Source organism: Mycobacterium sp. IDUB_28 (genome assembly GCF_055419285.1).
The window spans coordinates 20,516-44,477 of record NZ_JBVAXK010000009.1 but is presented as its reverse complement, the minus strand read 5'-3'; the positions used below and the strand labels follow the sequence as shown (position 1 = coordinate 44,477).

25 protein-coding genes are annotated in these 23,962 nt (G+C 66.3%); 13 read left to right on the top strand and 12 right to left on the bottom strand.

Annotated elements, in window-relative coordinates:
• Positions 1-64: 64 nt before the first annotated feature.
• On the bottom strand, positions 65-838 hold the full coding sequence (locus tag ACZYZ9_RS19110; protein WP_463828015.1) for a DUF2127 domain-containing protein: 774 nt from the start codon (positions 836-838) through the stop codon (positions 65-67).
• A 244-nt stretch (positions 839-1,082) separates the two neighbouring features.
• On the opposite strand from ACZYZ9_RS19110, the gene ACZYZ9_RS19105 reads away from it, so the two are divergent.
• From ACZYZ9_RS19105 to ACZYZ9_RS19095, 3 genes are read left to right on the top strand one after another with little or no spacing between them, the layout of a single operon-like run.
• Positions 1,083-2,126: a zinc-binding dehydrogenase gene (locus ACZYZ9_RS19105; protein ID WP_463828014.1), complete on the top strand. Its 1,044-nt coding sequence runs from the start codon at positions 1,083-1,085 to the stop codon at positions 2,124-2,126.
• Positions 2,123-2,530, top strand: a complete 408-nt coding sequence (locus ACZYZ9_RS19100) for a nuclear transport factor 2 family protein (protein WP_463827845.1) — start codon at positions 2,123-2,125, stop codon at positions 2,528-2,530. Before ACZYZ9_RS19105 ends, ACZYZ9_RS19100 begins: the two co-directional genes overlap by 4 nt.
• Positions 2,531-2,538: 8 nt before the next feature.
• Complete coding sequence (locus ACZYZ9_RS19095) at positions 2,539-3,360, top strand: SDR family NAD(P)-dependent oxidoreductase (protein ID WP_463827844.1); 822 nt, start codon at positions 2,539-2,541, stop codon at positions 3,358-3,360.
• Here the strand turns inward: ACZYZ9_RS19095 and ACZYZ9_RS19090 are convergent.
• A complete protein-coding gene (locus ACZYZ9_RS19090; protein ID WP_463827843.1) occupies positions 3,308-3,943 on the bottom strand; it encodes a class I SAM-dependent methyltransferase in 636 nt (211 codons plus the stop codon). The two genes, ACZYZ9_RS19095 and ACZYZ9_RS19090, sit on opposite strands and share 53 nt — an antisense overlap.
• Before the next feature lie 77 nt (positions 3,944-4,020).
• On the opposite strand from ACZYZ9_RS19090, the gene ACZYZ9_RS19085 reads away from it, so the two are divergent.
• On the top strand, positions 4,021-4,842 hold the full coding sequence (locus tag ACZYZ9_RS19085; RefSeq protein WP_463827842.1) for an SDR family oxidoreductase: 822 nt from the start codon (positions 4,021-4,023) through the stop codon (positions 4,840-4,842).
• A gap of 17 nt (positions 4,843-4,859) precedes the next feature.
• Here the strand turns inward: ACZYZ9_RS19085 and ACZYZ9_RS19080 are convergent, their stop codons facing one another.
• Positions 4,860-6,473: a PE domain-containing protein gene (locus ACZYZ9_RS19080; protein WP_463827841.1), complete on the bottom strand. Its 1,614-nt coding sequence runs from the start codon at positions 6,471-6,473 to the stop codon at positions 4,860-4,862.
• 168 nt (positions 6,474-6,641) lie between these two features.
• Positions 6,642-7,280 carry a TetR/AcrR family transcriptional regulator gene (locus tag ACZYZ9_RS19075; RefSeq protein WP_463827840.1) on the bottom strand — a complete coding sequence of 213 codons (639 nt, stop codon included), beginning with the start codon at positions 7,278-7,280 and terminating at the stop codon, positions 6,642-6,644.
• Positions 7,281-7,397: 117 nt separating this feature from the next.
• Here ACZYZ9_RS19075 and ACZYZ9_RS19070 point away from each other — a divergent pair, with 117 nt between their 5' ends.
• Positions 7,398-8,033, top strand: coding sequence for a TetR/AcrR family transcriptional regulator (locus ACZYZ9_RS19070; RefSeq protein ID WP_463827839.1), 636 nt, complete (start codon positions 7,398-7,400; stop codon positions 8,031-8,033).
• A 143-nt stretch (positions 8,034-8,176) separates the two neighbouring features.
• The gene (locus ACZYZ9_RS19065) at positions 8,177-8,902 is read left to right on the top strand and encodes a cutinase family protein (RefSeq protein ID WP_463827838.1); all 726 of its coding nucleotides are present in this window, start codon (positions 8,177-8,179) and stop codon (positions 8,900-8,902) included.
• Between the two features lie 90 nt (positions 8,903-8,992).
• Here the strand turns inward: ACZYZ9_RS19065 and ACZYZ9_RS19060 are convergent, their stop codons facing one another.
• Together ACZYZ9_RS19060 and ACZYZ9_RS19055 are read right to left on the bottom strand one after the other, a co-directional pair.
• On the bottom strand, positions 8,993-9,460 hold the full coding sequence (locus ACZYZ9_RS19060; RefSeq protein WP_463827837.1) for an SRPBCC family protein: 468 nt from the start codon (positions 9,458-9,460) through the stop codon (positions 8,993-8,995).
• Entirely contained in the window at positions 9,457-10,443 is a 987-nt protein-coding gene (locus ACZYZ9_RS19055; RefSeq protein WP_463827836.1) for a LysR family transcriptional regulator, read from the bottom strand. Before ACZYZ9_RS19055 ends, ACZYZ9_RS19060 begins: the two co-directional genes overlap by 4 nt.
• 153 nt (positions 10,444-10,596) lie before the next feature.
• Between ACZYZ9_RS19055 and ACZYZ9_RS19050 the strand changes: the two genes are divergently transcribed.
• The 5 genes from ACZYZ9_RS19050 (at position 10,597) to ACZYZ9_RS19030 (ending at position 15,180) form a co-directional block, all read left to right on the top strand.
• On the top strand, positions 10,597-11,472 hold the full coding sequence (locus ACZYZ9_RS19050; RefSeq protein WP_463827835.1) for an SDR family NAD(P)-dependent oxidoreductase: 876 nt from the start codon (positions 10,597-10,599) through the stop codon (positions 11,470-11,472).
• 8 nt (positions 11,473-11,480) lie between these two features.
• Complete coding sequence (locus tag ACZYZ9_RS19045; protein ID WP_463827834.1) at positions 11,481-12,302, top strand: mycofactocin-coupled SDR family oxidoreductase; 822 nt, start codon at positions 11,481-11,483, stop codon at positions 12,300-12,302.
• Positions 12,302-13,072, top strand: a complete 771-nt coding sequence (locus tag ACZYZ9_RS19040; RefSeq protein ID WP_463827833.1) for an SDR family NAD(P)-dependent oxidoreductase — start codon at positions 12,302-12,304, stop codon at positions 13,070-13,072. The genes ACZYZ9_RS19045 and ACZYZ9_RS19040 overlap by 1 nt, the downstream gene beginning before the upstream one ends.
• Positions 13,073-13,248: 176 nt before the next feature.
• A complete protein-coding gene (locus tag ACZYZ9_RS19035; protein ID WP_463828013.1) occupies positions 13,249-14,058 on the top strand; it encodes a polysaccharide deacetylase family protein in 810 nt (269 codons plus the stop codon).
• Positions 14,059-14,610: 552 nt separating this feature from the next.
• The gene (locus tag ACZYZ9_RS19030) at positions 14,611-15,180 is read left to right on the top strand and encodes a DUF3558 domain-containing protein (protein ID WP_463827832.1); all 570 of its coding nucleotides are present in this window, start codon (positions 14,611-14,613) and stop codon (positions 15,178-15,180) included.
• A gap of 19 nt (positions 15,181-15,199) precedes the next feature.
• On the opposite strand, the gene ACZYZ9_RS19025 is transcribed toward ACZYZ9_RS19030, so the two are convergent.
• A complete protein-coding gene (locus tag ACZYZ9_RS19025; RefSeq protein WP_463827831.1) occupies positions 15,200-15,805 on the bottom strand; it encodes a TetR/AcrR family transcriptional regulator in 606 nt (201 codons plus the stop codon).
• A gap of 64 nt (positions 15,806-15,869) precedes the next feature.
• On the opposite strand from ACZYZ9_RS19025, the gene ACZYZ9_RS19020 reads away from it, so the two are divergent.
• Entirely contained in the window at positions 15,870-16,760 is an 891-nt protein-coding gene (locus ACZYZ9_RS19020; RefSeq protein WP_463827830.1) for an alpha/beta fold hydrolase, read from the top strand.
• Between the two features lie 72 nt (positions 16,761-16,832).
• Here the strand turns inward: ACZYZ9_RS19020 and ACZYZ9_RS19015 are convergent, their stop codons facing one another.
• Both ACZYZ9_RS19015 and ACZYZ9_RS19010 read right to left on the bottom strand, forming a co-directional pair.
• The gene (locus tag ACZYZ9_RS19015; protein WP_463827829.1) at positions 16,833-17,246 is read right to left on the bottom strand and encodes a Zn-ribbon domain-containing OB-fold protein; all 414 of its coding nucleotides are present in this window, start codon (positions 17,244-17,246) and stop codon (positions 16,833-16,835) included.
• Positions 17,243-18,400 carry a thiolase family protein gene (locus ACZYZ9_RS19010; RefSeq protein ID WP_463827828.1) on the bottom strand — a complete coding sequence of 386 codons (1,158 nt, stop codon included), beginning with the start codon at positions 18,398-18,400 and terminating at the stop codon, positions 17,243-17,245. The genes ACZYZ9_RS19015 and ACZYZ9_RS19010 overlap by 4 nt, the downstream gene beginning before the upstream one ends.
• A 493-nt stretch (positions 18,401-18,893) precedes the next feature.
• Here ACZYZ9_RS19010 and ACZYZ9_RS19005 point away from each other — a divergent pair, with 493 nt between their 5' ends.
• Positions 18,894-19,871 carry a LacI family DNA-binding transcriptional regulator gene (locus tag ACZYZ9_RS19005; RefSeq protein WP_463827827.1) on the top strand — a complete coding sequence of 326 codons (978 nt, stop codon included), beginning with the start codon at positions 18,894-18,896 and terminating at the stop codon, positions 19,869-19,871.
• Between the two features lie 89 nt (positions 19,872-19,960).
• Here the strand turns inward: ACZYZ9_RS19005 and ACZYZ9_RS19000 are convergent, their stop codons facing one another.
• The 3 genes from ACZYZ9_RS19000 to ACZYZ9_RS18990 are packed head-to-tail and all read right to left on the bottom strand — an operon-like array spanning position 19,961 to position 23,840.
• The gene (locus ACZYZ9_RS19000; RefSeq protein WP_463827826.1) at positions 19,961-20,374 is read right to left on the bottom strand and encodes a Zn-ribbon domain-containing OB-fold protein; all 414 of its coding nucleotides are present in this window, start codon (positions 20,372-20,374) and stop codon (positions 19,961-19,963) included.
• A 15-nt stretch (positions 20,375-20,389) separates the two neighbouring features.
• Positions 20,390-21,598: a thiolase family protein gene (locus tag ACZYZ9_RS18995; RefSeq protein ID WP_463827825.1), complete on the bottom strand. Its 1,209-nt coding sequence runs from the start codon at positions 21,596-21,598 to the stop codon at positions 20,390-20,392.
• A 10-nt stretch (positions 21,599-21,608) separates the two neighbouring features.
• On the bottom strand, positions 21,609-23,840 hold the full coding sequence (locus ACZYZ9_RS18990; RefSeq protein ID WP_463828012.1) for an acyl-CoA dehydrogenase family protein: 2,232 nt from the start codon (positions 23,838-23,840) through the stop codon (positions 21,609-21,611).
• Positions 23,841-23,962 lie beyond the last annotated feature (122 nt).

Genomic DNA, 23,962 nt, shown 5'->3' with positions numbered 1-23,962 from the left:
CGACCATCCTCACCGCTGACTAAACTCGAGTCAAGTCAGTGTCGTCTTGGTCACTCGGCGGTATTCAGGAAGCCGTCATCGCAGCACGTTCGAGGTCCAACAATTGCTCGCCGTGCAATTCCTCGTCGTAGGCGCGGCGCCCGCCCCGCGCCCCGAACAAGCGCTTGGAGATCACCAGGTACAGGACGGCGGCAATGTTGATGGTCAGGGTGGCCACCCTGGTGGTGGTCACTCCCTTGAGCAGGTCGTGAATCTCCAGCGGCAGAAAGACAGACGTAGCCACCACCGCGAAGTACTCGCCCCAACGTTTGAGCAACCAGAGGCCGATGCCTTCCACGATTTGCAGCACGGCGTATGCGGCGAGCAGGCAGGTGATCAGCGCCAGCGTGGAAGGCTTTGCCGCCAAGGCCTTTTCCAGCTCGTGGATGGCCGACATCTGATCGACCTTGAAGCCGGCGGCGCGAAAGATCGGCAAGTCGCGATCGAGGGTGGCCTGAATGGCTCCGCGCGATCCGCGAAACGTCCAGACCGCCCACGCAGCCAGACCCAGAATCACAGCGCGCCCGAGTCTTTCGACGGCCAGCGCACGGATGATGATGGCTTGACGCAGGGCCTTGCCGCGCATGATCAACGGCGCGTCCTCCGGGCGCCCGCGACCGTGCGGCTCGCCGAGCGCGAAATCACCACAGCGCAGGCAGCGCCACACGTCGCCAAGGTTGGTCTTGGCATGCAGCCGGTCGGCCAGCGCCTCGTCGTCGGGGGCGTAGGTGGCGTGGCCGGCGAACGCGCAGGTGATCAACTCCCACCGGTTCAGGGCACGGTTCCTGGCTTTGGTCACGCGCGCTCCTTCGGGGCCGGTGTGCGACCGGTCCGACGCCGGCATGCGCAGATCATTCAATGTGGGTAGCAGACAACGCAAGCGGATCCGTGCCGCGGCTTTACGTCCTTGCGACACCACCGGCTCCTCGGCATCGAACCATTCGACGGCAAGAACCCCCGTTCCATAGAGTGAGTCGTTGAACATTCGGGGCTGTATCTCGAATGTTCGAAAATCAGGAAGAGGGTCTGTGGCGATGCGGGCAGTGGTATTGCGTGGCGGCAAGTTGGAAGTGCGCGATACCGCCGACCCCCGGCCCGGCCGCGGGGAGCTGTTGTTGCGGACGCTCAGTACCGCGATCTGCGCCTCCGACGTGCACTTCATGGATCACCCGGAATTGGGCGTCAACGACCCCACCGGCCGATCGCTTTACGACGCCGACCGGGACGTGGTGCTCGGTCACGAGTTCGTCGGCAAAGTAATCGAGCTCGGACCCGACTGTTCGGATCAGTGTGCGCTCGGCACCCGCGTAACGGCCATGCCGGTCCGCCTGGTGGACGGCGGTGCCGGAGGCATGCGCATCATCGGCCAGCATCCTGAAGCGCAGGGCAGCTTCGGTGAACTGCTGGTGGTCTCCGAGGCAGCTGCCAAACCTGTCGACAGTGAAATCTCCAGTGACGCAATCGCGCTCACCGATGCCTTCGCCGTCGGCGAATTCTATGTGCGGTCGGCGGCCGTCGCGCCCGGTGAAGTCCCGATCGTCGTCGGTGCCGGCGCGGTCGGGTTGTCTGCCGTTGCCGCCCTGGCGAGTCGCGGCCTGGAGCCGATCGTCGTGTCCGACTTCAAGGCCGAACGACGCGAACTGGCCCGGAACGGATTCGGTGCCCACGTTGTGGTCGACCCCGCCGAGCAGTCGGCGTTCGACGCATTCCGCGAGATTCGCAGTCAGCGCGGATTGCCCGGGCCGGCAGTCATTTTCGAGTGTGTCGGCGCCCCCGGCCTTATTCAGCGGCTCGTCGAAGATGCCGAATTCGGCACCCGGATCTATTGCGCCGGCGGCTGGTACACCGGCGACACCCTGGACATCACCACTGCCACCCGGCAAGGGGTCACCATTCAATTCGGTGGCGGCCCACATCCGCAGGACTGGTACGGCACGCTCGAGGCGATCGTCTCGGGACGACTCGACCCATTACCCAGCGTGGGCAAGGTCATCACCCTCGACGAAGTGCCCGACGCGCTCGACCTCGCCCGCCGATCCGATGGTCCGCCCCGGATCGTGGTTCATCCCAACGGAGCCGTCAAATGACTGAACGCGAAGACCGCCAGGATATTTCGGAGCTGTTGGTGCGTTATGCCACGGCCATCGACCGGCGCCAATGGCAGCTACTCGGCACGGTTTTCGCCGCCGAGTGCGACGTGGACTACGGCGGGATCGGCACCTGGACGAGCGCTTCCGCGGTCGCGGAGTTCATGGAACTGGCGCACGCGATGGCCGGATACACGTTGCACCGGCTGAGCAACATCGCGATCACCGTCGAGGGTGACCGCGCCGAGGCCCGCACCTACATCGACGGCCTGATCATGGCGGCCGACAACCAGGGTGGTGTCAACGCGGTCGGCTTCTACGACGATGTGCTCGTCCGCACGAACGAAGGCTGGCGCATATCGAAGCGCCAATTCACGTCGGTGCGCATCACCGCGGTGAGCTAGGAGTGCCGATGAGCTTCGCCGCGAAGTACGGCCCGTGGGCATTGGTCGCGGGCGCATCCGACGGCGTGGGTGCCGCGTTCGCCATGGGCCTGGCACAGCGCGGGGTCAACGTCGTGCTGCTGGCGCGGCGCCGGGACGTGCTGGATCAAGTTGCCGCACAGATTAATTCGGCGACTCACGCGCAAACGCGGACTCTGGCAGTCAATCTCGCGCAACCGCACGCGGCGACCATCATCGCCGAAGCCACCAGTGATCTGGAGATCGGCTTCCTGGTGTACTGCGCGGGCGCCGACCCGAATTTCGAGCCGTTCCTGGCCAACTCGGTCGAGGCCGCGGAGTCGATGGTGCACCGCAACTGCATGGTGCCGATGCAGCTGTGCCACCACTTCGCTCCGGCGATGGTCGAGCGGGGGCGCGGCGGCATCGTCCTCTTCGGATCGGGCGCCGGATTCGCCGGCGCACCCAACATGGTCGCCTACGGCGCCTCCAAGGCATTCGATATGGTCTTCGCCGAGGCGTTATGGGCTGAACTGCACGGCAAAGGCATTGACGTCCTGGGCTTCATCCTGGGTAAGACCGACACCCCCGCACTGCGCGAACTCGAATACCGCCGCGGTCAGATCACATCGGCCGACGACATGCCACCCGGCGCGGCCCCTGTCGACGAGGTGATCAGCGAAGCGTTCGACAACCTGACGAACGGTCCGACCTGGATCGTCGGTGAAGACATGCGCGCGGCGATGCAGATGCTCGGATCGCTGACGCGCAACCAGGCGGTCAACCTGATGGCGCAGGCCAGCGCTGCGGCGATGGGCACACATCCGCACTAGCCTGCCAGCTGATCAGCACCCGTCCGTAGAGCAGCCGGCGGACGCGGGCTCCGGGGAGCACCGCGCGAACGTGCGTGCGCAGCTGCGAAAACGTATCCGGCGGAGGCCATTTGATCGGCGCGGTGTGCTCCCATTTTCCCTTGACCCGGTTGACGACCGCGCAGGCCACCCAGCTGGTCAGGTGCCACAAACTTTCTCGCAGGGCAGGTTTGACGAAGCTGACCACGGCCAGCGTTCCGCCGGGTCGCACCAGGCTCGCCAATCTTGCCAGCGCGGCTCGGGTGTCGTCGATGTGGTGCAGGGCGGCGTTGGACACCACGGCGTCGAACCCGGGCAGATCGGCCGTCATGACGTCTGCATGTGTCCAGCGGACCGAAGTACCGGCAAAGCGAGCCCGGGCACGCCCCAGTACGGGAGCGTCGATGTCGATCGCGGAGACCTCGGGTATTCGAGCGGCCAGGCGGGCGGCCAGAAAGCCGTCACCGCACCCGACGTCGAGCACCTGGCGCGCGGTGGGCGGGACGGTCGCATCGACCAAAGAGTCGTAGTGGATGTTGATGTTCCACGGTCGTTCCGCCGACACGCAGCCAACCTAACCGCTCGACCACCCTATTCTTCGCCTGGGGACGTTTTAGTCAGGACGTGCGCAGAGGAGATGCAATGAGTCAGTACCGGGAAGTGCTGGTCGTGGTCGGCGTGGGCGGCATGGGTCAGGCCATCGCCCGGCGGCTCGGTCCGGGCAAGACGGTACTGCTGGCCGATAACAACGACGCCACCCTGAGCTCGGTGACCGACGCGCTGGTCGCGGATGGGTACGAGGTGCAGAGCCAACGCGTCGACGTGTCGGCCGCGGAGTCAGTGCACGCACTCGCCGACTTCGCCGCCTCCCTCGGCACCGTTACCCAGTTGGCGCACACCGCCGGCCTGTCCCCGGCACAGGCTTCGGCACAGGCGGTGATGGCCGTCGATCTGCTCGGTGTCGCCCTGGTGCTGCAGGAATTCGGCGAAGTGATCGCGCCGGGCGGGGCCGGCGTGGTGATCGCCAGCATGGCCGGCCACCTCTTCCCGCCGTTGACCGCAGACCAGGAAAAGGCGTTGGCGCACAATCCGCCCGCGGAGTTGCTGGACCTCGAATTCATCAGCAGCGTCACCGAATCCACGTTTGCCTATCCGATCGCCAAGCAGGCCAACCTCATTCGGGTCCGAGCTGCCAGCGCACAATGGGGCGAACGCGGTGCGCGGATCAACTCGATCAGCCCGGGCATCATCTCCACTCCCATGGGTCAGGAAGAGTTGGCATCCGCGGTCGGTGACGGTATGCGGGCGATGATCGCGATGTCGGGCACCGGCCGCATCGGCACTCCCGACGACATCGCGGCCGCGGCCGCATTTCTGCTCGGCCCCCAGGCATCTTTCATCACCGGCGCCGACCTGCTGGTCGACGGCGGGGTAGTTGCTGCCCTCAAGGCCGGGAACCGCTGACAGCCCAGCGAACCTGACTACCGTTCGTGGTATTCGTGCAGAGTTTGACCGGCATACTCGCTGATGGTCACGTATCCCCGTCCATCGGGGTGGAATGCGATCGCCTCACCCTGCCGTTCGGCCGCGACCGGCCCCTCCACCGGTTGCTCGCTGAACGGTGACCAGGAGCTGCTGCCGGTGCTGCGGTCCCATAACAGCACGTCGTCGTAGGTGCGCACCGCCAACTGCGACCCGTCCGGCGAGAAGTCAGCGCTGGTGACGAGTTGTTCGTCAGCCGCCGAAAGGTTCAGTGTGGCAACTTGTGTCAGTGTCCTGGTGGCCGGGTTGGCGCCAGCGGTGCTCCACCCGCTGTCCGGTGTCGAATACACCCGGGAGACGTCTCCGTCAGTCTTCTCGATGAGCAACATGTTGTGGTGGACCGGATCGACCGCCAGCGCTTCGGAATTCAGTTTCAGCCCGTTCGGGTAAACCAGTTTCTGCTGCTGGACGCCGGTCAGCGTCGTGTTCGTCGGGTTGTTCGCGGTGCCGGTGACGATCGGCTCCTCGACACGGTAAATGGTTACGCTGCTTCGTGATTGACCGTTGTCGCCGATGTCGCCGACATAGATGTAGGACTTGCCGTCCGGCCCCTTGGCCACCTCGATGTCCTCCCAGTCGTTGGCGGTTGCTCCACTGAGTTGGTAGGTGGCCAGCGTCTGGCCGGTCTTGGCGTCGATCGCGAAGATGCGCGCGGTGTCCCCGGAATCGTTGTGCACCCAGTAGACGTCCGGGTTGTTGATGCCCGCATCGATGCCGGAGATCTCGGTCAGATTGGCGTCGGTGACGGTTCCGCCGTTCGACGAAACCAGGTCACCGTCGCGGGCCGCCGCCACGGCATTCGGCCGCGGTGGTTCGCTCGGGGTGCCGGGATCGGTCGGGGATCCAGGGTTCGTCGCTGTGGCTCCCGACGCCCCGGCGGCACCGTCAGCACCCAGCAACCCACCGGACCCGCCAGCGCCACCCGCGCCCGGAATCTGGCCGGTGCCGCCGCGGCCACCGACGCCACCGTCACCGGAAAGCCAACCGCCGTCACCGCCGCGACCACCGGCAGGAGCCGCAGCCGTGGCATCGACAGCCGCGCCACCCTGACCACCGGCGCCACCGCGTCCGATCAATCCGGCGCTGCCACCGCGGCCGCCCGCGTGACCGGCGGCGCCCGAGCCACCGTCGCCGCCGTCGCCGTACAGCAGTCCGCCCGCGCCGCCGTCCTGTCCAGTGCCGGGCAGGCCATCCGTGCCGGTGCCGACCAACGGGCGACCCAGCAGAGTTCGGGTGGGTACGTTGACCAGGTCCAATGCCAGTGCGGCCGCGTTGTTTGTCTCGGCCGTTGCGTACGCGCCCGCCCCCGAACCCAGCAACTCGACGAACCGGGTATGGAACGCTCCGACCTGCGCGCTCAGGAGTTGATACTCGCGACCATGCTGGGCGAACAGGGCTGCCACCGCGGTCGACACCTCATCGTTGGCCGCGGCCGGTATCCCGGCAGTTGGTAGCGCCGCGGCGGCGTTCGCCACTGCGAGGGCCAACCCGACGCGCCCTAATTGAGTTGCTGCCGCCGACAACAACTCCGGTGCCGTTACCACGTACGACATGGCCGCCTCCGTCCACCGCTCATATAATCAATCGATTGATCGTAAATGGAACGCGCCGTTCAGGGACCGGAAACAGGAAATTAATTGATCAGTCGATCACTTCAGGCGGCGTGAATCTCGGGCAATAGGTTCGGCCCCGCTCCAGGATTCGCCCGACGCTGCAATCAATCAGTTGATCGCATCAGAGCTGCTGCTGCCGAAGAGTGCCCCGGCGACCAGGACCTTGGACGCGCCGAGCGCATCGTGGAAATCCGCCGGCGCCAGGGTGGCTGCCAGTTCGGTCAACCCGTAGATCAGCGCGTAGACAGCCTCCAGCACGGCCTGCGGATCGGGGTCCGGCCCGAGCTCTCCGTTCTGGTGTGCATCGCCGACGATGTCGGCGAGAATGTCGCGGACCGACTCGAACCCCGGGCGCGTGTCACCGGAGGCGCCATCGCTGCCGATGTTCTCGGCCCGAATCGCCCACTCGAAAGCAGCCAGGTCGGGGTAGTCCCGCAGTAGCTCTCCACACTCCTCGAGCACTGCTGTAATGCGGTCGACGACGGTGCCCGCGGCTGCGGCGGCGCGGCGTAACCGTGGCATCGCGGTTTCGGACCGGGTCGCGATGGTCGCCCTGATCAAGTCCGATTTGTTCGGAAAATAGTTGTACAGGCTGGCACTTGTCACGTGCGCCAACTGTGCGATCTGGCGGATCGTCGCCCGGGAGTATCCCACCTCGGCCACACACTTCATCGTTGCCAGGATGACCCGCTGCCGAGTCTGTTCGCCGCTGGCGCCGGCCGGACGCCCCAGCTGCGTGCGGGCCATGCGTCTCGTGTCCTCACCGGCCCGATCGGCCACTCGCAGGTGCTGCACCGAACGCGGCACATCGGTCGAATATATTCGACCGATCAATTATTTCCGGTGTCCGCGGCGGTACCTGGCGTGACTGGCGGCTCTTCCCCACTCGGTCGGCCGGTCGGCGCCAGCGGCGAGCAGACCCGTCGGCGAATCATCCACGCGACGATGAAGTGTGTGGCCACGACCGGCTACTCCCAGGCATCCATTCGCGAGATCGCCCGCGCCGCCAACATGACCAGCGGCAGCCTCTATCACTACTTCCCCAATAAGGCCGAACTGATCCGAGCGACCGGGGAAGAGATCGAGCAGATCGTCCTGCCGCGGCTGCGCGACGCCGCTGCCCGGTCCGACGAGATCGTCGACCGACTCGAGGCGGTACTGGACGAGTCCAAGGCTCTGATGCGCGACTACCCCGCCTTGGCCGGATTTCTGCAGGCCACCCGTGCGCAGGGCACCACGCAGTCGCGTCCCGAAGGCCCGCAGTACCCGGGATCCAGGGCACTGCGCGACGTCGTCACCGAGATCATCGACGACGCCCGAAGCCGCGGCACGCTGTCTCCGAGCACCAGCACGACCGCCGCGACCGAAGCCGTGTGCGCGCTCACCCGAGGCCTGTCCGAGCAGGCCGCGCGGCTGTCGCCGCAGGCATACGACGCCACCCTGGAGTCGATCAAACAATTGCTCAAAGGCACTCTCTTTGGCATCCCGACCGAACGGTGACCAGAGTCTGCCGGCTACGCGACACAGCATTACCGCAGGTGCAGGCACACCCCACCGGCTCGCTAGGTACCGGTCGAGCCGCTAAAATTTCTCGTCGTCGTTACGCTTGCATTGGTTTGGGATGCGGTGAGGAGGGAAAAATAATGCCCATGATTTCGCGTGTTCTGGGGTCCGCGGCTGCCGTAGCCGCAGGGGTGAGTTCGGCAATATTCATGCCCGTCATACCGTCCGCGTCGGCGGCGCCGCCGTGCCCGGATGTGCAGGTGGTGTACGCCAGGGGTACCGGGGAAGACGGTTTGGGCGCCACGGGTCAGGCGTTCGTGGATTCTCTGCGGCCCCGGATCGGTGCGCAGTCGATGGACGTGTACTCGGTCAACTACCCCGCCAGCGACGAATGGGCCACCGGGATCGATGGCGTCCGGGATGCCGGTGCGCACGTCAACTCGATGGCAGGTGCGTGCCCGAAGACCAAGATGGTGCTCTCCGGCTTCTCCCAGGGCGCGGCCGTGATGGGCTTCGTCACGTCGGCCCGGGTGCCCGACGGGGTCGACCCCGCCACGGTGCCCAAACCGCTGGACCCCGGGGTGGCTGATCACGTCGCCGCGGTGGTGTTGTTCGGGACGCCGAATGCGCGGGCCATGGAGTTCCTCGGTCAGCCGCAGGTGGCGATCGGACCGCTGTACCAGGCCAAGACGCTGAAGATCTGCGCCATCGACGACCCGGTTTGCTCCGAAGGCGTCAACTTCGCCGCCCACAACTCCTACGCCGACGATGCGGCGGCGATCGATCAGGGTGCCGCGTTCGCGGCCAGTCGGGTCGGCGCGCCGGGTCCGGCGCCGGCGCCGCCTCCGGCCGGGTTCGGGGAATAGTCGCTGCGACCAGGGACCGGCCGCCCATCTCACAACATGGCGCGTCGCCCCGGGCAGGTGTCGTGAGACGCACACTCGGTGCTGCGGCGATCAGGCGTAGCGGTCGCGCAGCTTGGTGAGCGTTGCCTCGATACCGGTCGCGTTGGATTTCGCGAAGCCCATCCGCTCGTAGTACTTCAGCTTGTTCTTCAGCGTTCCGGCGCTGTGGTAGTCGAAAGTCTCGGTGACCCGGGTCAGCGTCGGGGAGAGTGCCTCGAACTCCCAACGCCACCGGTGCCCCAGCGGATGACGCCATTCGACCACCTTGTCCGGTTCCAGCACGGTCACCGTGCTGGTGATGCGGTATGGCACGCCCAGCATCTTCATATGGGTCGAAAACTTAGATCCCTCAACAAGATTGGCCGGCGTCTTGATGTTGTCGCGAACCGTGCCGGATCCGTCGAGTTCACTGTGACGCCGGGGATCGGCTGCCATCTCGAACAGTTCGGTCGCCGGGGCGGCAACCTCCACCGATCGACTGACCCGCCGTGGTCCGGCATCGACGACGTTGATGGTCATCGTGTCTCCCTTTCTCTCAATTGTTGCGGCTCTGCGAAATTCGGATCCCAGGCCGCGGACGGCACGACGCGCGCCGGCCAGCGGCCGGATTTGACCAGTCGCGTGACCTCGTCGCGCAGTAGCACCCCGACCTTCGCGGCGAACTCGCGGGGCACCTCGAGCGCAGCAGTGGCCGCGACACCGAGCTGATGACTGATCTCCGGTTCGCAGATCGGTGCATACCGCAGCAGGCCGGCCCTTACCTCCGCGCCGCAGGCCGACAGCGGCAACACCGCATGCGCCAGCCCCGCCCCGACCAATGACTTCGCCACGTCGGGCGAGTCCGTCGAAAAGCGGGCTGTCACAGTGACTTTGAGACGCAACGCGGTGTTCTCCAAGGTGTTGCGGATCCCGGTGGGCGCACCGGGCAGCACCAGCGGCATAGTGGCCAGTTCGGTGAACCGGACCGGGACGTCCGGTGCCAACCCGGATGCGGGACCGCCCACCAGCACCAGCTCTTCGACCAGCAGTGGACGGAAGAACAGCCGGTCGTCGGGCACCGGATTGATCACCGCGAGGTCGATCGCGCCATGGAGCATCCGCTGCACCAGATCGTCGGTGTCGGCGACCGCCAGGTGGATGTGGACGTTGGGAAACGCCGCGGCAAGACCGCCCGACAGCGGAGCCGCCAGCACGCCGGCGGCGGTAGGCACCACGCCGAGCAGCAGGCCACGCTCGATCCGCGCCAGCGGGGACCCGGCGTATTGCACGGCGAGTTCCAACTGACGCAGCGGCGCGGCGGTCGACGCCCGCAGCCGCTCGCCCTCCTCGGTCAGCACCACACCTCGCCGCGTCCGCTGGAACAGCGTGATGCCGAGATCTTCTTCGAGCAGCCGGACCTGGCGACTCAGGGCCGGCTGCGCGATGCCCAGGGCGGTGGCGGCACGTGTGATCGAACCTTCTTCGGCTATCCGCAGGAAGTACTTGAGCCGATGAGTGTCCATCACCTCCACATCTACCAGCCATACAAATCGAGCATGACTGGTTTTCTGAATCGGTATTACCTGAGCTGCGCATTTCGGTCATATCGTCGGCGTGAGCCGCCCGGTGTTGCCGGCCCGGTGCAGCTGTCTGGTCGAGTGGAACGTGGGGTCTGAATGCCGCAGGACGTCGAGACCGATTGGGTGCAGCTACTCGGATTGGACCAACTGCCGGAGCACGTCGTCGGTAAACGGGTTACCGACCTGATGGACCTGTCCGGCAAGAAGGCGTTCGTCACCGGCGCTGGTGGTGACGGGCTGGGCCAGGCCATTGCCCACCGCCTCGGCGGTCTCGGCGCAGATGTGGCACTGATCGGTCGCACCTTCGAAAAGGTCCAGCGGCGCGCGCAGGAGGTCGAACAGCGCTGGGGTGTCCGCGCCGTCCCGGTCAAGGCCGACATGTCGCAGTGGGACCAGGTGCACCAGGCTGTCGATCAGGCCTACGCCGAGCTCGGTGGGCTGGACATCATGGTGAATAACCCGGTGATGGTGGCTGCCGGTCCCTTTGAGAAGCAGACCCAGCAGGAGATCGACTACACCGTGCTGGGCAGCTTGACCATGATGATGTACGGCGCGCACGCCGCGCTGCAGCACCTGCTGCCGCAGCAGTCGGGCAAGATCATCAACATCGGAGCCGTGGGTGGCCGCATCCAGCAGCGCGGTCTGGTGGTCTACAACTCCTGCAAGGCGGGCGTCATCGGGTTCACTCGCAACCTGGCCCACGAGGTGGCTCCGCGGGGAGTCAACGTGTTGGGCGTGGCGCCGGGAATCATGATCAAGGCGGAGATGCGCCAGTATCTGCTGGACCCGCAGGATGACCGGCAGCGCGCCGGCCGCGACGCGATTCGCGAGGCGATCACCCACCAGGTCCAGCTCGGCCGGGCTTCATTGCCCGAGGAAGCCGCCAACGTCGTCGCGTTCCTGGCGTCCGAGGCCGCCGACTACATGTGCGGGCAGACCATCGATGTCGCCGGCGGGCAGTGGATGGGATGAGCGACCCCATGGCTCGACCACTTTCGGGACGCGTGGCGTTGATCACCGGCGCGGCACGGGGGCAGGGCCGTGCACATGCGGTACGGCTCAGCGCCAACGGCGCCGACGTCATTGCGGTGGATCTGGCCGGACCCTTGCCGGCCAGCGTGCCGTACGACTCGCCGACGCCGGCCGACCTCGCCGAGACCGCACGGCTGGTACAGGACAACGGCCGGAAGGTCATCACTGCCGAGGTGGACGTACGCGATCTGGACGCGCTGCGCGGAGCGGTCGACTCCGCCGTGCGCGAACTCGGCCGATTGGACATCATCGTCGCCAACGCCGGGATCTGCAGCCCCGCGCCCTGGGATCAGATCAGCGCGCAGGCATTCCGCGACACCATCGACACCAATGTGATCGGCACCTGGAACACCGTGATGGCCGGGGCCCAGCACCTCATCGACGCCGGCCGTGGCGGATCGATCATCCTGATCGGTTCCGCCGCGGGGATCAAGATGCAGTCGTTCATGATCCACTACACGGCCAGCAAGCACGCCGTCGTCGGCATGGCGCGCGGATTCGCCGCCGAGCTGGGCCGGTACAACATCCGCGTCAACAGTCTGAACCCGGGAGCGGTCGCCACGCCGATGGGCACCGGCCGGATGCGGGAGGCGCTGCAATCGGCGGCCGACACCTACCCACACCTGCGCGGCATGCACAAACCGTTGTTGCCCGACGGCATCGCGCAACCAGAAGACATCTCCGACGCGGTCGCCTGGCTGGCCTCCGATCAATCCAAATTCGTGACGGGAAGCCAACTTTCGGTTGACATCGGGGTTGGTTACTGCTGATGCGCGGACTGCGGGGCAAGACTTTCTGCATCGCCGGCGGTGCTACCGGGATAGGGGCGGCCACCGCCAAACGGTTGGCCGACGAAGGCGCGCGGGTTGCGATCGGCGATATCAACGTCGACGCGGCCACAGCCACCGCCGAACAGATCACCGAGGCGGGCGGCGCGGCCATCGTCGTCGAATTCGACCTCGCCGATGAGAGGTCGGCCCGCCACTTCGTCGAGCGGACCCTCGCGGAATTCGGCGCGGTGCACGGTCTGCACAATGTCGGCGCCGACCTGTCCGAGGACAACCTGGGACGCGATACCACGATCCTGGACACCGACCTCGACGTGTGGCACCGGACATTGGAGGTCAACCTGCTGGGCTACGTCCGCACGATCCGAGCGGTTCTGCCGCATCTGCTCGAAGCCGGCGGCGGCAGCATCGTCAACACATCCTCGGGTGCGGCATTGGGCAGCGACCCGATGCACGTCGCCTACGGCGCGTCCAAGGCCGCGGTGAATCACCTCACCCGCCACGTAGCGGTCAATTGGGGCCGGCACAACATCAGGAGCAACGGGGTCATGCCCGGCCTCGTGATGGGCGAGACCCAGGAGCGGCAGAACGACCAGCAACTTCAGCAGGCCTTCCTGACCTTCGGCAAGACCACCCGCCTGGGCAGACCCGACGACCTCGCCGGCGTGGTCAGCTTCCTGTTGTCCGACGAAGCGGAATGGATCACCGGCCAGGTCTGGTACATCGGCGGCGGTTCACACCTGCGGCAGTGACCCACTGCTGTGACTGCCACAACACTCGGGCGGCACACCGGCGTTTCCGGCCGAGTCGGCCGCCCCGGCCGTGGTACGGTTCGCTGCTGTGGTGTCGTCGCTGGTCAGCCTAGGTCGCAGCCCGAGTGGGGGCGTGCCCGGATCACGCGATCGATTGCGGCCGGGAAATGTCTGAGCTGAACCGACGCCGATTTCTCGGGTCGCTCGCCGTCTCCGCAGTGGCCAGCGTGGGTCTGGCCCGCTGCATGGTCGACCCGCAACCGCGAACGTTCGCCCAGACGCCGGCAGCTGCCGTGCCACTGCCCGCCGGTCCGACTGTCGCCGGCCTGCTGCCGCCGCCGCCCCCCAGTGCGCGCATCCGACTCCCCGGCGGGGGTGCGCTCAGCCAGCTGCCCGGGACCGGTGATCTGCTCGCCCTGACGGTCGACGACGGCACCAACAGCGAAGTGGTGCGTGCCTACACGCAGTTCGCCAAGGACACCGGTATCCGGATGACGTTCTTCGTCAACGGCATATACGACTCGTGGACCGACAACGTGGCGATGTTGCGGCCGCTGGTCGAATCCGGTCAGATCGAGCTCGGCAACCACACCTGGTCGCACCCCGACTGCACCTCGATCCCCCCGGGCGAGATCGCCAAGCAGCTCAGCCGCAACGACGAATTCCTTCGCAAGACGTATGGCGTTGGCGCCAAACCCTATTGGCGCCCGCCGTACGCCAAGCACAACGCGGCTGTCGACGCTGTGGCGGCAGACCTCGGATACACCGTGCCGGTGCTGTGGTCGGGTTCGCTGTCGGATTCCACGTTGATCACCGAGGAATACATCGTGAAGATGGCCGACCAGTACTTCACCCCGCAGTCGATTGTGATCGGACACCTCAATCACCTGCCGGTCACCCACGTCTACCCGCAGCTGGTCGACATCATCCGCGAGCGAAAACTACGCACCGTCACCTTCAACGACATTTTCCTGAAGACGCCGTAGCCTTTCCTGTCCACCCTCCCGCACACGGTCGCGGGGACAATTTCATATCCATTGTCCTGGTCAGCCTCAGCACATGTGCGTATGCCGGTCAGCGGCGGATGCTGCAACATCGTCTGATCGATCAACAACACGTGGGGCCGCACTGCAGAAGGCTGGGGCCGGCATCTTGCTGCCCAAACACGCCAGCCCGCAACGCATTCGCAAAGCCGTAGCGGCAACGCTGCACGACCCTCGCTACGAGCAAGCCGCCCGCAGTCTCGGGGTGGCGATCCGGCGCGGCGGCGGAGCGCAGTTGGCAGCGGACGCGATCACCCAGTTCGCAGTGATATCGATGTCTCCCTGATCGGATCTCCAAATAGCTTGTCGGACAACAGCACCGTCACTGCGGGCTGATTAAGTTGTGCGAAGGGCACGCTCATGGGCGACCGAATCAAAAAGCCCACGACTCGGTGTTGAGTCGCGTCATCGACAAGAATGGCAAGAATGCCCGCTGCGACCCGGCTCACCACCCGAACTCCCGCCCACGAGTCGAATGAAAAGCGCCGGCAATAGATGGCTGAGAATGTGTTTCGACATCGACGCGCCGTAGGTTCGCTCGTCCTGGCTGGTTTGGCTGGCGCGACATCCCTGCTGGTCAGTTGCCAGGACCACCCGCCGGGACCAGGGGGCCAGCAGTCATCGCCGTCGCGCACCACGAAGCAGGCCGTGCACGGACCGGCCTTCCCGGAATGCGGTGGCGTCAGCGATCAGACCGTCGCGCAACTCACCAACGTGTCCGGCCTGGTCGTCACCGCTCGCAACCCGATGGGCTGTCAGTGGTTGCTGCACGGCAGCATCGACGGGCCGTGGTTCTCCTTCAGCTGGTTTCGCGGCAGCCCGATCGGGCGGGAACGCAAGAACGAGGACCTCACCCGCTCCACCGTCAGCGACATCACCATCGACGGACACAGCGGCTACATCGCGGCAGGCACCGACCGGCTCGGCACCCGGTTGTGCGACGTTGCCGTCCAGTTCGGCGACGACTTCTTCGAATGGTCGATCCAGTTCACCAGGAAGCCGTTTCCCGATCCGTGCGAGATCGCCACTGAGCTGTCCCGCCGGACCATCGCGGCGGTGAAGTGACGGCGGCCGCCCGGGACCGTCAGCCCTCGAGCATCCCATCGATGATCAGACGCAGCACCTGACTGATCTCCTCGCGCGCCCGCTTCTGGTCGGCCGCCGTGGCGATCGCCATGGCGGCTTCGTCGAGTGCGCCGATCAACACGGTGGCCATCGGACGAACCGGTAGCGGTTGCAATTGGCCGGCCTCGATGGCCGCCGTGATCAACTGCTCGGTCATACCCAGGCTGTAACGCTGGGCAACGTCACGGAAGCCGGCCCAACCCAGCACAGCCGGCGCGTCCAGCAGGATCAACTGGCGCGCCTCCGGGTCCCCGGAGACCTCGAGCCAGGCGTCGACCGCGGCGCGGATCGTGTCGGCGGGCGTGGTGGCACCCGATGCAGCAACCAGCGTGGCCATCCGATTCATCAGATCCTGCTCCACCGCTTCGACGACGTCGCGGAAAAGCGCTGCCTTGTCGGCGAATTGGTGATACATCGCGCCTCGGGTCACGCCTGCTTCGCCGGCGATCTCCGGCGTACCGACGTCGGCGTAACCCCGCGATCCCCACAGCTTGCGGGCAGCCGAGACCAGCGCCGCGCGGGTTGCCGCGGAACGCTGTTCCTGAGTGCGCTTCTTGATTTCCATACACCCTGTTGGTAACTTACGAACAGACAGCCTGTTTGTAACATAGCGCGAGTAGGAGCTTGCCATGCCGACGATCGACATTAACGCCGGAACCATCCATTACGAAGCAACCGGACCCGCAGCCGGGCGTCCCGTCGTGTTCGTGCACGGATACCTGATGGGCGGCGAACTCTGGCGCGACGTCAGCACCCGCCTCGCCGAACAAGGACTGCGCTGCATTGCCCCCACCTGGCCGCTCGGTGCCCACACCCAAGCCCTGCGCGCCGGTGCCGACGCCACCATCACCGGCGTCGCCAGGATCGTCGCCGACACGCTGGCGGCGCTCGACCTCGACGACGTGGTCCTGGTCGGCAATGACACCGGCGGGGTGGTCACCCAGTTGGTGGCGGTGCACCATCCCGAACGGCTGGGGGCGCTCGTCCTCACGAGTTGCGATGCGTTCGAACACTTTCCGCCGCCGATCCTCAAGCCGGTGATCCTTGCCGCCAGGTCCAGGTCGTTGTTCCGCACCGCCATTCAGACCATGCGCGCGCCCGTCGCGCGCCGGCGCGCCTATGCGGGTTTGGCCCACAACGACATTGACGATCTCACCGCGGTGTGGGTGCGCCCAGCACTGTCCGACCTCGCGATCGCGGAGAACCTGCGCCAGCTCTCGCTGTCGCTGCGCCCCGAGATCACCACCGGGGTCGCCGCACGGTTACCCGAATTCGGCAAACCTGCCCTCATCGCATGGTCGGGCGACGACAAGTTCTTCGACCTCGAAGACGGCCGACGACTCGCCTCGACGATTCCGAATGCCCGGCTCGAGGTCATCGAAGGGGCCCGCACCTATTCGATGGTCGATCAACCCGCGCGTCTCGCCGAGCTGTTGGCTACGGTCGCGGTGCCTGCGCAGCACGAGCGGTCCAGCCACGCTGGGCGCTCACCCGGCCGGGCCATGCGGCGACGGAGCTGATCGTCAGTGGCGGCCAGCACCCCAGCACCAGGTAGGCGGTGATCGGCAGGCCGTTGGTGGTGCGAGCGGGACTCACGGCGATCCGGTGAAGTACGGCAGCGTGACCTCGGAGTCGACCGCGTGGAATTGCACACGCACCCGCATCCCGATCCGCAGTGCGTCGGCGGCCACGCCGACGATGTTGGTCAGCAGCTGATAACCCTCGTCCAAGGTGACAATTGCCGGCGCATAAGGCGGTTCGAATTCCGCGGTGACCGGCCTGTGCACGACGGTCCAACTGTAGATTTCGCCGACGCCACCGCCCGGTGTCCACCGCAGCTCGGCCGACAGGCAATGGCGACAGTGCTCGGTCGGTGGGAAGTTGGCCAGGCCACACTGTCCGCAGCGTTGGTAGCACAGTTCGTGACGACGGCATCCCGCCCAGAACGGCACGCTGAGGTGACTGCCAGCGTGCGGCAACGGGCCGGTCTGCGGCAATAGATTCATCGCGGTTCGTCCCCCAGTAGCAGCACTGTGGTGAACATCGCACCCGCTCCCCCGTTGCTACACAACGCAATACGCGCGTCCGGCACCTGCAGTTCACCCGCCTCGCCGCGCAGTTGCTGCACGGCCCGCACGGCGCGCTGCATCATCTGCGGGTTGGCTCCCGCGTGACTGAACGACATGGTTCCTCCGTCCGTGGTGATCGGGTGACTGCCGTCGATCGCGATGTGACCGTCGGTGACGAACGGTCCGCCTTCACCGGGTGGGCAGAACCCGAACGCCTCCAACTGGCGGATGATCTCGAACGAGAACGGGTCGTAGAGCTCCAGCACGTCGACGTCGTCGCGGCGCAGACCCGCGTGCGCGAAGGCACGGTCGGCAGCCCGCCGGCCCACCACGCCGTTGACGTGATCGCCGCGGCGGCCGACCAGGTCCCACGCCGGCGGATGCTGATAGGACGGCCCGTGAAAGTCTGCGCCACTGCCCAAGATGTAGACCGCACGGTTGCGCGGGTCGACCTTGGCGAGGTTCGCCAGTACCAGCGCACAGCCACCCTCGGACGTGGTGGCGCAATCGAGAAGGTGGAAGGGATCGGCGATCAGCCTGGACGCGGTGATGTCGTCCGGGGTGAACGGACCACGTTGGTGATACACGGCTTTCGGGTTGCGCGATCCGTTGTTGCGGATGGTGGCCGCCACGATGGACAGCTGCTCGCGGGTGGTGCCGTAGACGTGCATGTGCCGACGCGCGATCAGCGCGAATTCCGCGGCCGTGAACATGCCCCACGGCGCTACGAATTCGTTCTCCGGTCGCGTCCAGGGCGCGGTGGCTTCGTGGTCGCGATACTCACCGGCCTGGGCGGCGACCAGCACCACCACGTCGGCCATGCCGTGTTCGATAGCAGTGGCCGCCTCGGTGATCATGCCGACCCCGAAGCCCAAGCCTTGCCACGCCGGTCCGAGCCGCAGGTCATAGATCAGTGCGGTGGACTGTGGACCCGCGCTGATGCCGTCCACGTCGTGCAGGCTCAGACCGGCGTCGGCGAGGGCTCCTCGGATCGCAGTAATGGCCAGACTTCGTGAGGTCTCACCTTCCAGCCGGCGGCCCTGCGCGGTGTTGAACACCCCGACGATGGCCGCGGTGCGGTGTGCGCTCAATCCCGCTCCACTCTGATGCCGTCAGTTTTCATCAGCGACGACTCTCGACGCCGGTAATGCGATGGCGCGCAGTCAATTCCATCACCACCGAATCCTGCCGCAGCAGGAACCGCACCGGTGCGCACAAGTCACCGCAGCGAGGCGGCACACAGGGTGACGGCCATGCCACAGCCCTGCCGGTCCTGTGGCGCTGACGCCCGACCGGGAGAGATCCAGCAACTTCTCTGGGGTGCAATGCAATACATCCCGCAGCACTTCCTCCATGTGCTGGCCGTAGAGCGGTGACACCCTGCCGATCCAGCGCCTCGGCTTGGCGGCGAAAAACCAGGTCAGCTGGCAAGTTCTAGGGTCATTCCTCTCACCAGGTCGCTCGGACGGACACGCTCGATTCTGATGCTATTAGTCTGCCAACAGACCGGATATCCGCGGGAGGGTGCGCTGGCGTGGACACCCCGTGCCACCATGTGGCAGGAGCAGCCCGGGAAGGTGACGCGTGAGCACGGACAAAAGTGTGCGACCCACCACCGCTGACGTGGCTCGGCTGGCGGACGTGTCGACCGCGACGGTCAGTTATGTGCTCAACAACGCCGAGGGCCGCCGAATATCGGCCCAGACCCGGGACGCGGTCAATCGGGCCGCCAAACTACTCGGCTACCGGCCCAACCTGGCCGCGCGCAATCTTGCCCGCGGCAAGAGCGGAGTGGTGCTGTATGTGGTGCCACACGTGGCGGTGGGCGACATGCCGATGCAGGCCGGCAGCCGGATGACCACCGAGCTCGCGCGACTGGGTCTGTTGCAAGTGCAGATCTTCGAGACCGAAGACGACCACCACGTCGTCGATGCGATCGCCAATCTCGATCCGGTCGCGGTGACCAGCCTGTTCCCTCTCAGCGAAGCCGCCGCCGCGGCGGTGAGCGAGGCGGCCATTCCGCTGGTCGAAATCGGGACCCTGCCGGCGCTGGGTGATCCCCACCTCGCGGTCGGCGAGATGCGGGTCGCCCATCTGGTGTCGCGGGGCCACCGACAGATCGCGTTCGCCAATACGGGAATCGCGAAGTGGCGGGCGCTGGGCGAGTACTGGCTCGAAGGTGTCGTCCGCGCGACACAGGTACGCGACCTCCCGCCGGTGCCCGTCGCCGAAATTACCGTCGCCAACGCCGCCGACGTCGTCACCACGTGGGTGCGCGACGGCGTCACCGCGGTGTGCGCGCAGAGCGACGAAGTCGCCTGCCTGGTGCTGTACGGGATACACCTGGCGGGTATGCGCTGCCCCGGGGACCTGGCCGTGATGGGCGTGGACGCCAGCACCATGGGCATGGTGAGCACCCCGCCGCTGACCACCGTGCAGTTCGACCCGAACGCGGTTGCCGACGCCGCGATCGCCGCGGTTTACGAACGGCTGGGCTACCCGCCGCCGCCGTCGCCGGATATCACCGACATCGCGCGTCTGATCGTGCGCTCCTCGACCTGACGTGCCCGCCTGCTGACCGAACGTCCGTGGTTAAGCGCATCACTCGCGATGACGTGCGGCTGATACCCGAGGAGGAGTACCGATCGCGCTCAGGCAGGTTCGTAGCGCAACATGGTCACGTCGTGCTCGGGATAGTCGAAGAACACCGGACGCACCCGCATTCCGACTTCGAGGTCACCCGGCTCGACGTTGACCATCTCGGTGGAAAACCTTGGGCCCTCGTCCCAGTCGACGATGGCCAGCAGTTGTGGCACCGCGTCGGCGAAGTGCGGGCTGACGGGCCGGCGCGCCACTGTGAACGAGTACAGCGTGCCCATACCGGAGATCTCGCGCCATTCCAGGTCGTCGGCCAGGGTGCGGGGCGCGCGCACCCGCGGGTAGAACACATAGGCCTGCGACGACGGCGAGTACTGGATCACCACCCGGTGTTCGGCCAGCGCATCCCAGAACGGCGCGGTGGTGGGCGTCTTGACCGGCATCGGTCGGTCGAAGCTGATCGCCATGAATCCTCCTGCTGCTCAATCGCCTTCGAGGACCAGCGCGGTCTGTTCGGACAGGATTCCGCCGTTCCCCGACACGAAGGCCCGGTTGCAGTCGCTGACCTGCGCCGCACCCGCACGCCCCATGATCTGCCGGGTGGCGTCGCAGACATGATGCATGCCCCCGGCCAATCCGGCCTGACCGAACCCGAGTTGGCCGCCGGCGGTGTTCAGCGGGAAGTCGCCGCGGAAGGTCAGGTCGTGGCCGGCAACGAATTCCAGGCCCTTGCCCTTCGGGCAGAAGCCCGCGTCCTCCAGGGACAGCATCACGGTGATGGTGTAGCAGTCGTAGATCGAGACCATGTCCATCTGGTCCCGGGTCAAGCCGGTCATTCCGAATGCAGTGTCGGCGGCCTCGACCATCGGTGTCTGCAGCAGATCCTCGGCATAGGTGGGTGTCTTGAACGGCACGTTCTCACCGAACCCCCTGACCCACACCGGACGGTTACGGGCCCGCTTCGCGATGTCGGCGTTGGCGACGACGACGGCAGCGCCGCCGACGCAGGGCATCACGATCTCGAGCATGTGCAGCGGGTCGGCGATGACCGGACTGGCCAGCACATCGTCGACCGACAGTAATTTGTCTTTCCAGATCGCACCGTCGGTGTGGTTGGCGTTGACCCGCTGGTCGACCACGATCTTGGCCATAGCGCGCTCGTCGTAGCCGTAGACCGCGGCGTAGCGTTGCGCTACCTGGCCGTACGGGCCATTCTGACCCAGGTTGCCGTAGGGAATCTCGAATTCGGCTTGCGGAGAACCGTATTGGTTGCTCGACGAGCCGAAGAACATGGCATCCACCAGCGGCCTGGGCTTCTGCTTCGACGACGGCGTGATGTAGCGGGCCGGCAGGGCACACAGCACCGCGTCACAGATTCCGAGCTCGATGGCCGCGGCGGCCCGCCACACCATGGCGGCGGCGCTGGCGCCGCCGAGATCCACCAGTTCGGCGAATCGGGCCGGCATTCCGAGGTATTCGGCGATGGTGGACGGGACGAAGATCTGTGACTCGGCAAGGTGGGACGTCACGATGCCGTTGACGACATCACCGGACAATCCCGCGTCCTCGAGTGCTGCCGCGGCCAGTTCTGCCCACTGCTCGATGACGAACGGCGCCGGTGCCGCTTTGTTGAGGCGCTCGGGTGGCAGCTCGACGTAGCCGACTATTGCGGCTTCTCCGCGTAATCCCATGTGCGTTCCCTTATTTCCGCGGCAGTCCGAGAATCATTTGAGCGATGATGTTGAGCTGAATCTCACGGGTGCCGCCGCCGATCAACTCCGCCGGCAACCGCAGGTACGGCTCCACTACAGCAGGTTGCGCAGCGGGATCGGGGTCGGCCACCATTGCCAGCCGTCCGGTCAGTTGCAGTGTGGCCGCAAAGGTGCGGCGCAGCAACACATTCATCGCGACCTTGGCGATGCTGGACGCCGGACCCGACGGCTGCCCGTCAAGCAAGCGGATGGTCTCCCGCACACCCAGCGCTTTGATCGCATTGGTGTATGCGTCGAGTTCGCCGAGCGCGCGCAGCGCGTCCGCACGGTCCGGGCCGTCCTCCGACGCCAATCGGCGCAGTGCGGCAGCGCGGTCGAATTTGACGTAACCGCTGATGGCCGAACGCTCTTCGGCCATGGTCGCGATCGCCAGATTCCAACCGCCGACCGGGTCACCGAGCAACATCGCGTCGGGCACGAAGACATCGGTGAGGAACACCTCGTTGAAATGCGCCTCGCCGGTGGCGGTCTTGATCGGCTGGATCTCGATGCCCGGGGATCGCATGTCCAGGATGAAATAGCCGATGCCGCGGTGCTTTGCGGCGTCGGGATCGGTGCGGGCCAGCAGCGCCCCGAAGTCGGCGCGGTGGGCCACCGATGTCCAGATCTTGTGTCCGTTGATCTGCCAGCCGCCGTCCACTTTGGTGGCGCGGGTGGTCAAAGCAGCCAGGTCGGACCCTGCTCCCGGCTCACTGAACAGCTGGCACCAGGCGATCTCGCCGCGTTGGGTCGGCGGGATCAGTTTGTCCTGCAGCTCTTTCGGCGCAGCACGTAGCACCGAGGGCAGGATCCATTCGGCAATGCCGAGCGACGGGCGCACCAGGTCGGGCCGCTTGGCGAACTCGTCGTCGATGATGAGCTGGCGTAGTGGCCCGGCGTCGAGTCCCCACGGCGGCGGCCAATGCGGCGCGATCAAACCGGCTTCGGCGATCAGGGTGCGTTGCGGACCGGTCTTGAAGTCGTCGTAGTCACCTTGACGGCCGGGTTGGTCGTTGCTCAATTGCCGTGCCGCGTCCAGGGTCTGGGCCACCTGCGACCGGAACTCGGCATCCGCGTCGCCCAGGTCCACCGACATGTCACGCTGCTGGGTGCAGGTGAGCCGGCCCAGCCGCCGGGCCCAGCGATTCGCCGGACCGATCGATGCGGCCAGGCTGATTGCGCGCCGCCAGTACAGGTGTACGTCATGCTCCCAGGTGAAACCGATGGCGCCGAACATCGTGAGCGCATCCAGCACGAGATCGGGCACCGGCGACACCGCGATCAACGCGGCTCCGGCCGCGGCGATGCGGTGCTGATCGAGTGGCTCATCCACCGCCCGCACCGCGTCCCACGCCGCCGACGTCGCCAATTCGCTGCTGACCAACAGCATCGCCGCGTTGTGCTGCAGGGCCTGGAAGGTGCCGATCACTTTGCCGAACTGTTCCCGGATGCGCAGGTGCGCGGTGACCGCATCCACGCACCACTGCGTGATGCCGGCGGTTGTCGCGGCCACCAGTGCCAACACCACGCATTCGGCGCGTTCCGGCTCGATGCCGGTCAGCACGTCGGTCGCAGCGTAGTCGGTCAAACGCAGGATTCCGGCATCGGTCACCAGATCAGTGCCGTCTGCCGAATCGATTGCTGCCGCGGGGTTTTCGGTATCGACCGGAATCCATACCACGCCACTGTCCGCGGTCCGCACACCGACCAGGACCAGCCGCGCCGAGCACACCCCAGCGGTAACCTCCGAGGTCCCGGTCACCCGCCATCCCTGGCCGACCCGATCGACGCAAAAATCGCCGTCGCCCGGCAGGATGACCGCTGCCGGCGCACCGGCGGCAAGCTCACGCAGCAGCGACTCCGCCATCGGGGTCCGATCTGCCGACAGCGCGACCGCGCCGGTGGCGACCGTCGGCAGCAACGGCCCGGCCAACAACGCTGTGGCCGCGGCCTCGAGCACACATGCGCCGTCGACCAGCCGACCACCCTGGCCGCCTACCTCCTCCGGCAGGTGAACGGCGTGAAAGCCGTTGTCGACCAATGCTTCCCACCAGTCGGGCATCTTCCCGGCGGCGAGCGCGTCCAGGCTGTCCCGGGTGGCGGCAACCGGAGCGTGCCGTGCGGCGAATTGTCCGACAGCGGCGCACAACTCCTGCTGCTCGGCGGTCAGTCCCACGCTCACGACGGCGGCCCAGCCGTGGCAGCTGCGCTCGACAAACTCCACATGGGCGGCACCGGCTGCTATCCTCTCGCTTTACAAGACGAACCGTCTCGTCTTGCAGAGACTAACAAGGCGGACGCCGG

Excerpts from the sequence above, each read along its gene's own strand:
- ACZYZ9_RS19085 (WP_463827842.1), top strand. The coding sequence starts at position 4,021 with ATGAGTCAGTACCGGGAAGTGCTGGTCGTGGTCGGCGTGGGCGGCATG.
- ACZYZ9_RS19050 (WP_463827835.1), top strand. The coding sequence starts at position 10,597 with ATGCCGCAGGACGTCGAGACCGATTGGGTGCAGCTACTCGGATTGGAC.
- ACZYZ9_RS19095 (WP_463827844.1), top strand. The coding sequence starts at position 2,539 with ATGAGCTTCGCCGCGAAGTACGGCCCGTGGGCATTGGTCGCGGGCGCA.
- ACZYZ9_RS19060 (WP_463827837.1), bottom strand. The coding sequence starts at position 9,460 with ATGACCATCAACGTCGTCGATGCCGGACCACGGCGGGTCAGTCGATCG.
- ACZYZ9_RS19080 (WP_463827841.1), bottom strand. The coding sequence starts at position 6,473 with ATGTCGTACGTGGTAACGGCACCGGAGTTGTTGTCGGCGGCAGCAACT.
- ACZYZ9_RS19100 (WP_463827845.1), top strand. The coding sequence starts at position 2,123 with ATGACTGAACGCGAAGACCGCCAGGATATTTCGGAGCTGTTGGTGCGT.
- ACZYZ9_RS19055 (WP_463827836.1), bottom strand. The coding sequence starts at position 10,443 with ATGGACACTCATCGGCTCAAGTACTTCCTGCGGATAGCCGAAGAAGGT.
- ACZYZ9_RS19075 (WP_463827840.1), bottom strand. The coding sequence starts at position 7,280 with ATGGCCCGCACGCAGCTGGGGCGTCCGGCCGGCGCCAGCGGCGAACAG.
- ACZYZ9_RS18995 (WP_463827825.1), bottom strand. The coding sequence starts at position 21,598 with ATGGGATTACGCGGAGAAGCCGCAATAGTCGGCTACGTCGAGCTGCCA.
- ACZYZ9_RS19045 (WP_463827834.1), top strand. The coding sequence starts at position 11,481 with ATGGCTCGACCACTTTCGGGACGCGTGGCGTTGATCACCGGCGCGGCA.
- ACZYZ9_RS19065 (WP_463827838.1), top strand. The coding sequence starts at position 8,177 with ATGCCCATGATTTCGCGTGTTCTGGGGTCCGCGGCTGCCGTAGCCGCA.
- ACZYZ9_RS19000 (WP_463827826.1), bottom strand. The coding sequence starts at position 20,374 with ATGGCGATCAGCTTCGACCGACCGATGCCGGTCAAGACGCCCACCACC.
- ACZYZ9_RS19030 (WP_463827832.1), top strand. The coding sequence starts at position 14,611 with ATGGCTGAGAATGTGTTTCGACATCGACGCGCCGTAGGTTCGCTCGTC.
- ACZYZ9_RS19040 (WP_463827833.1), top strand. The coding sequence starts at position 12,302 with ATGCGCGGACTGCGGGGCAAGACTTTCTGCATCGCCGGCGGTGCTACC.
- ACZYZ9_RS19015 (WP_463827829.1), bottom strand. The coding sequence starts at position 17,246 with ATGAATCTATTGCCGCAGACCGGCCCGTTGCCGCACGCTGGCAGTCAC.
- ACZYZ9_RS19020 (WP_463827830.1), top strand. The coding sequence starts at position 15,870 with ATGCCGACGATCGACATTAACGCCGGAACCATCCATTACGAAGCAACC.
- ACZYZ9_RS19025 (WP_463827831.1), bottom strand. The coding sequence starts at position 15,805 with ATGGAAATCAAGAAGCGCACTCAGGAACAGCGTTCCGCGGCAACCCGC.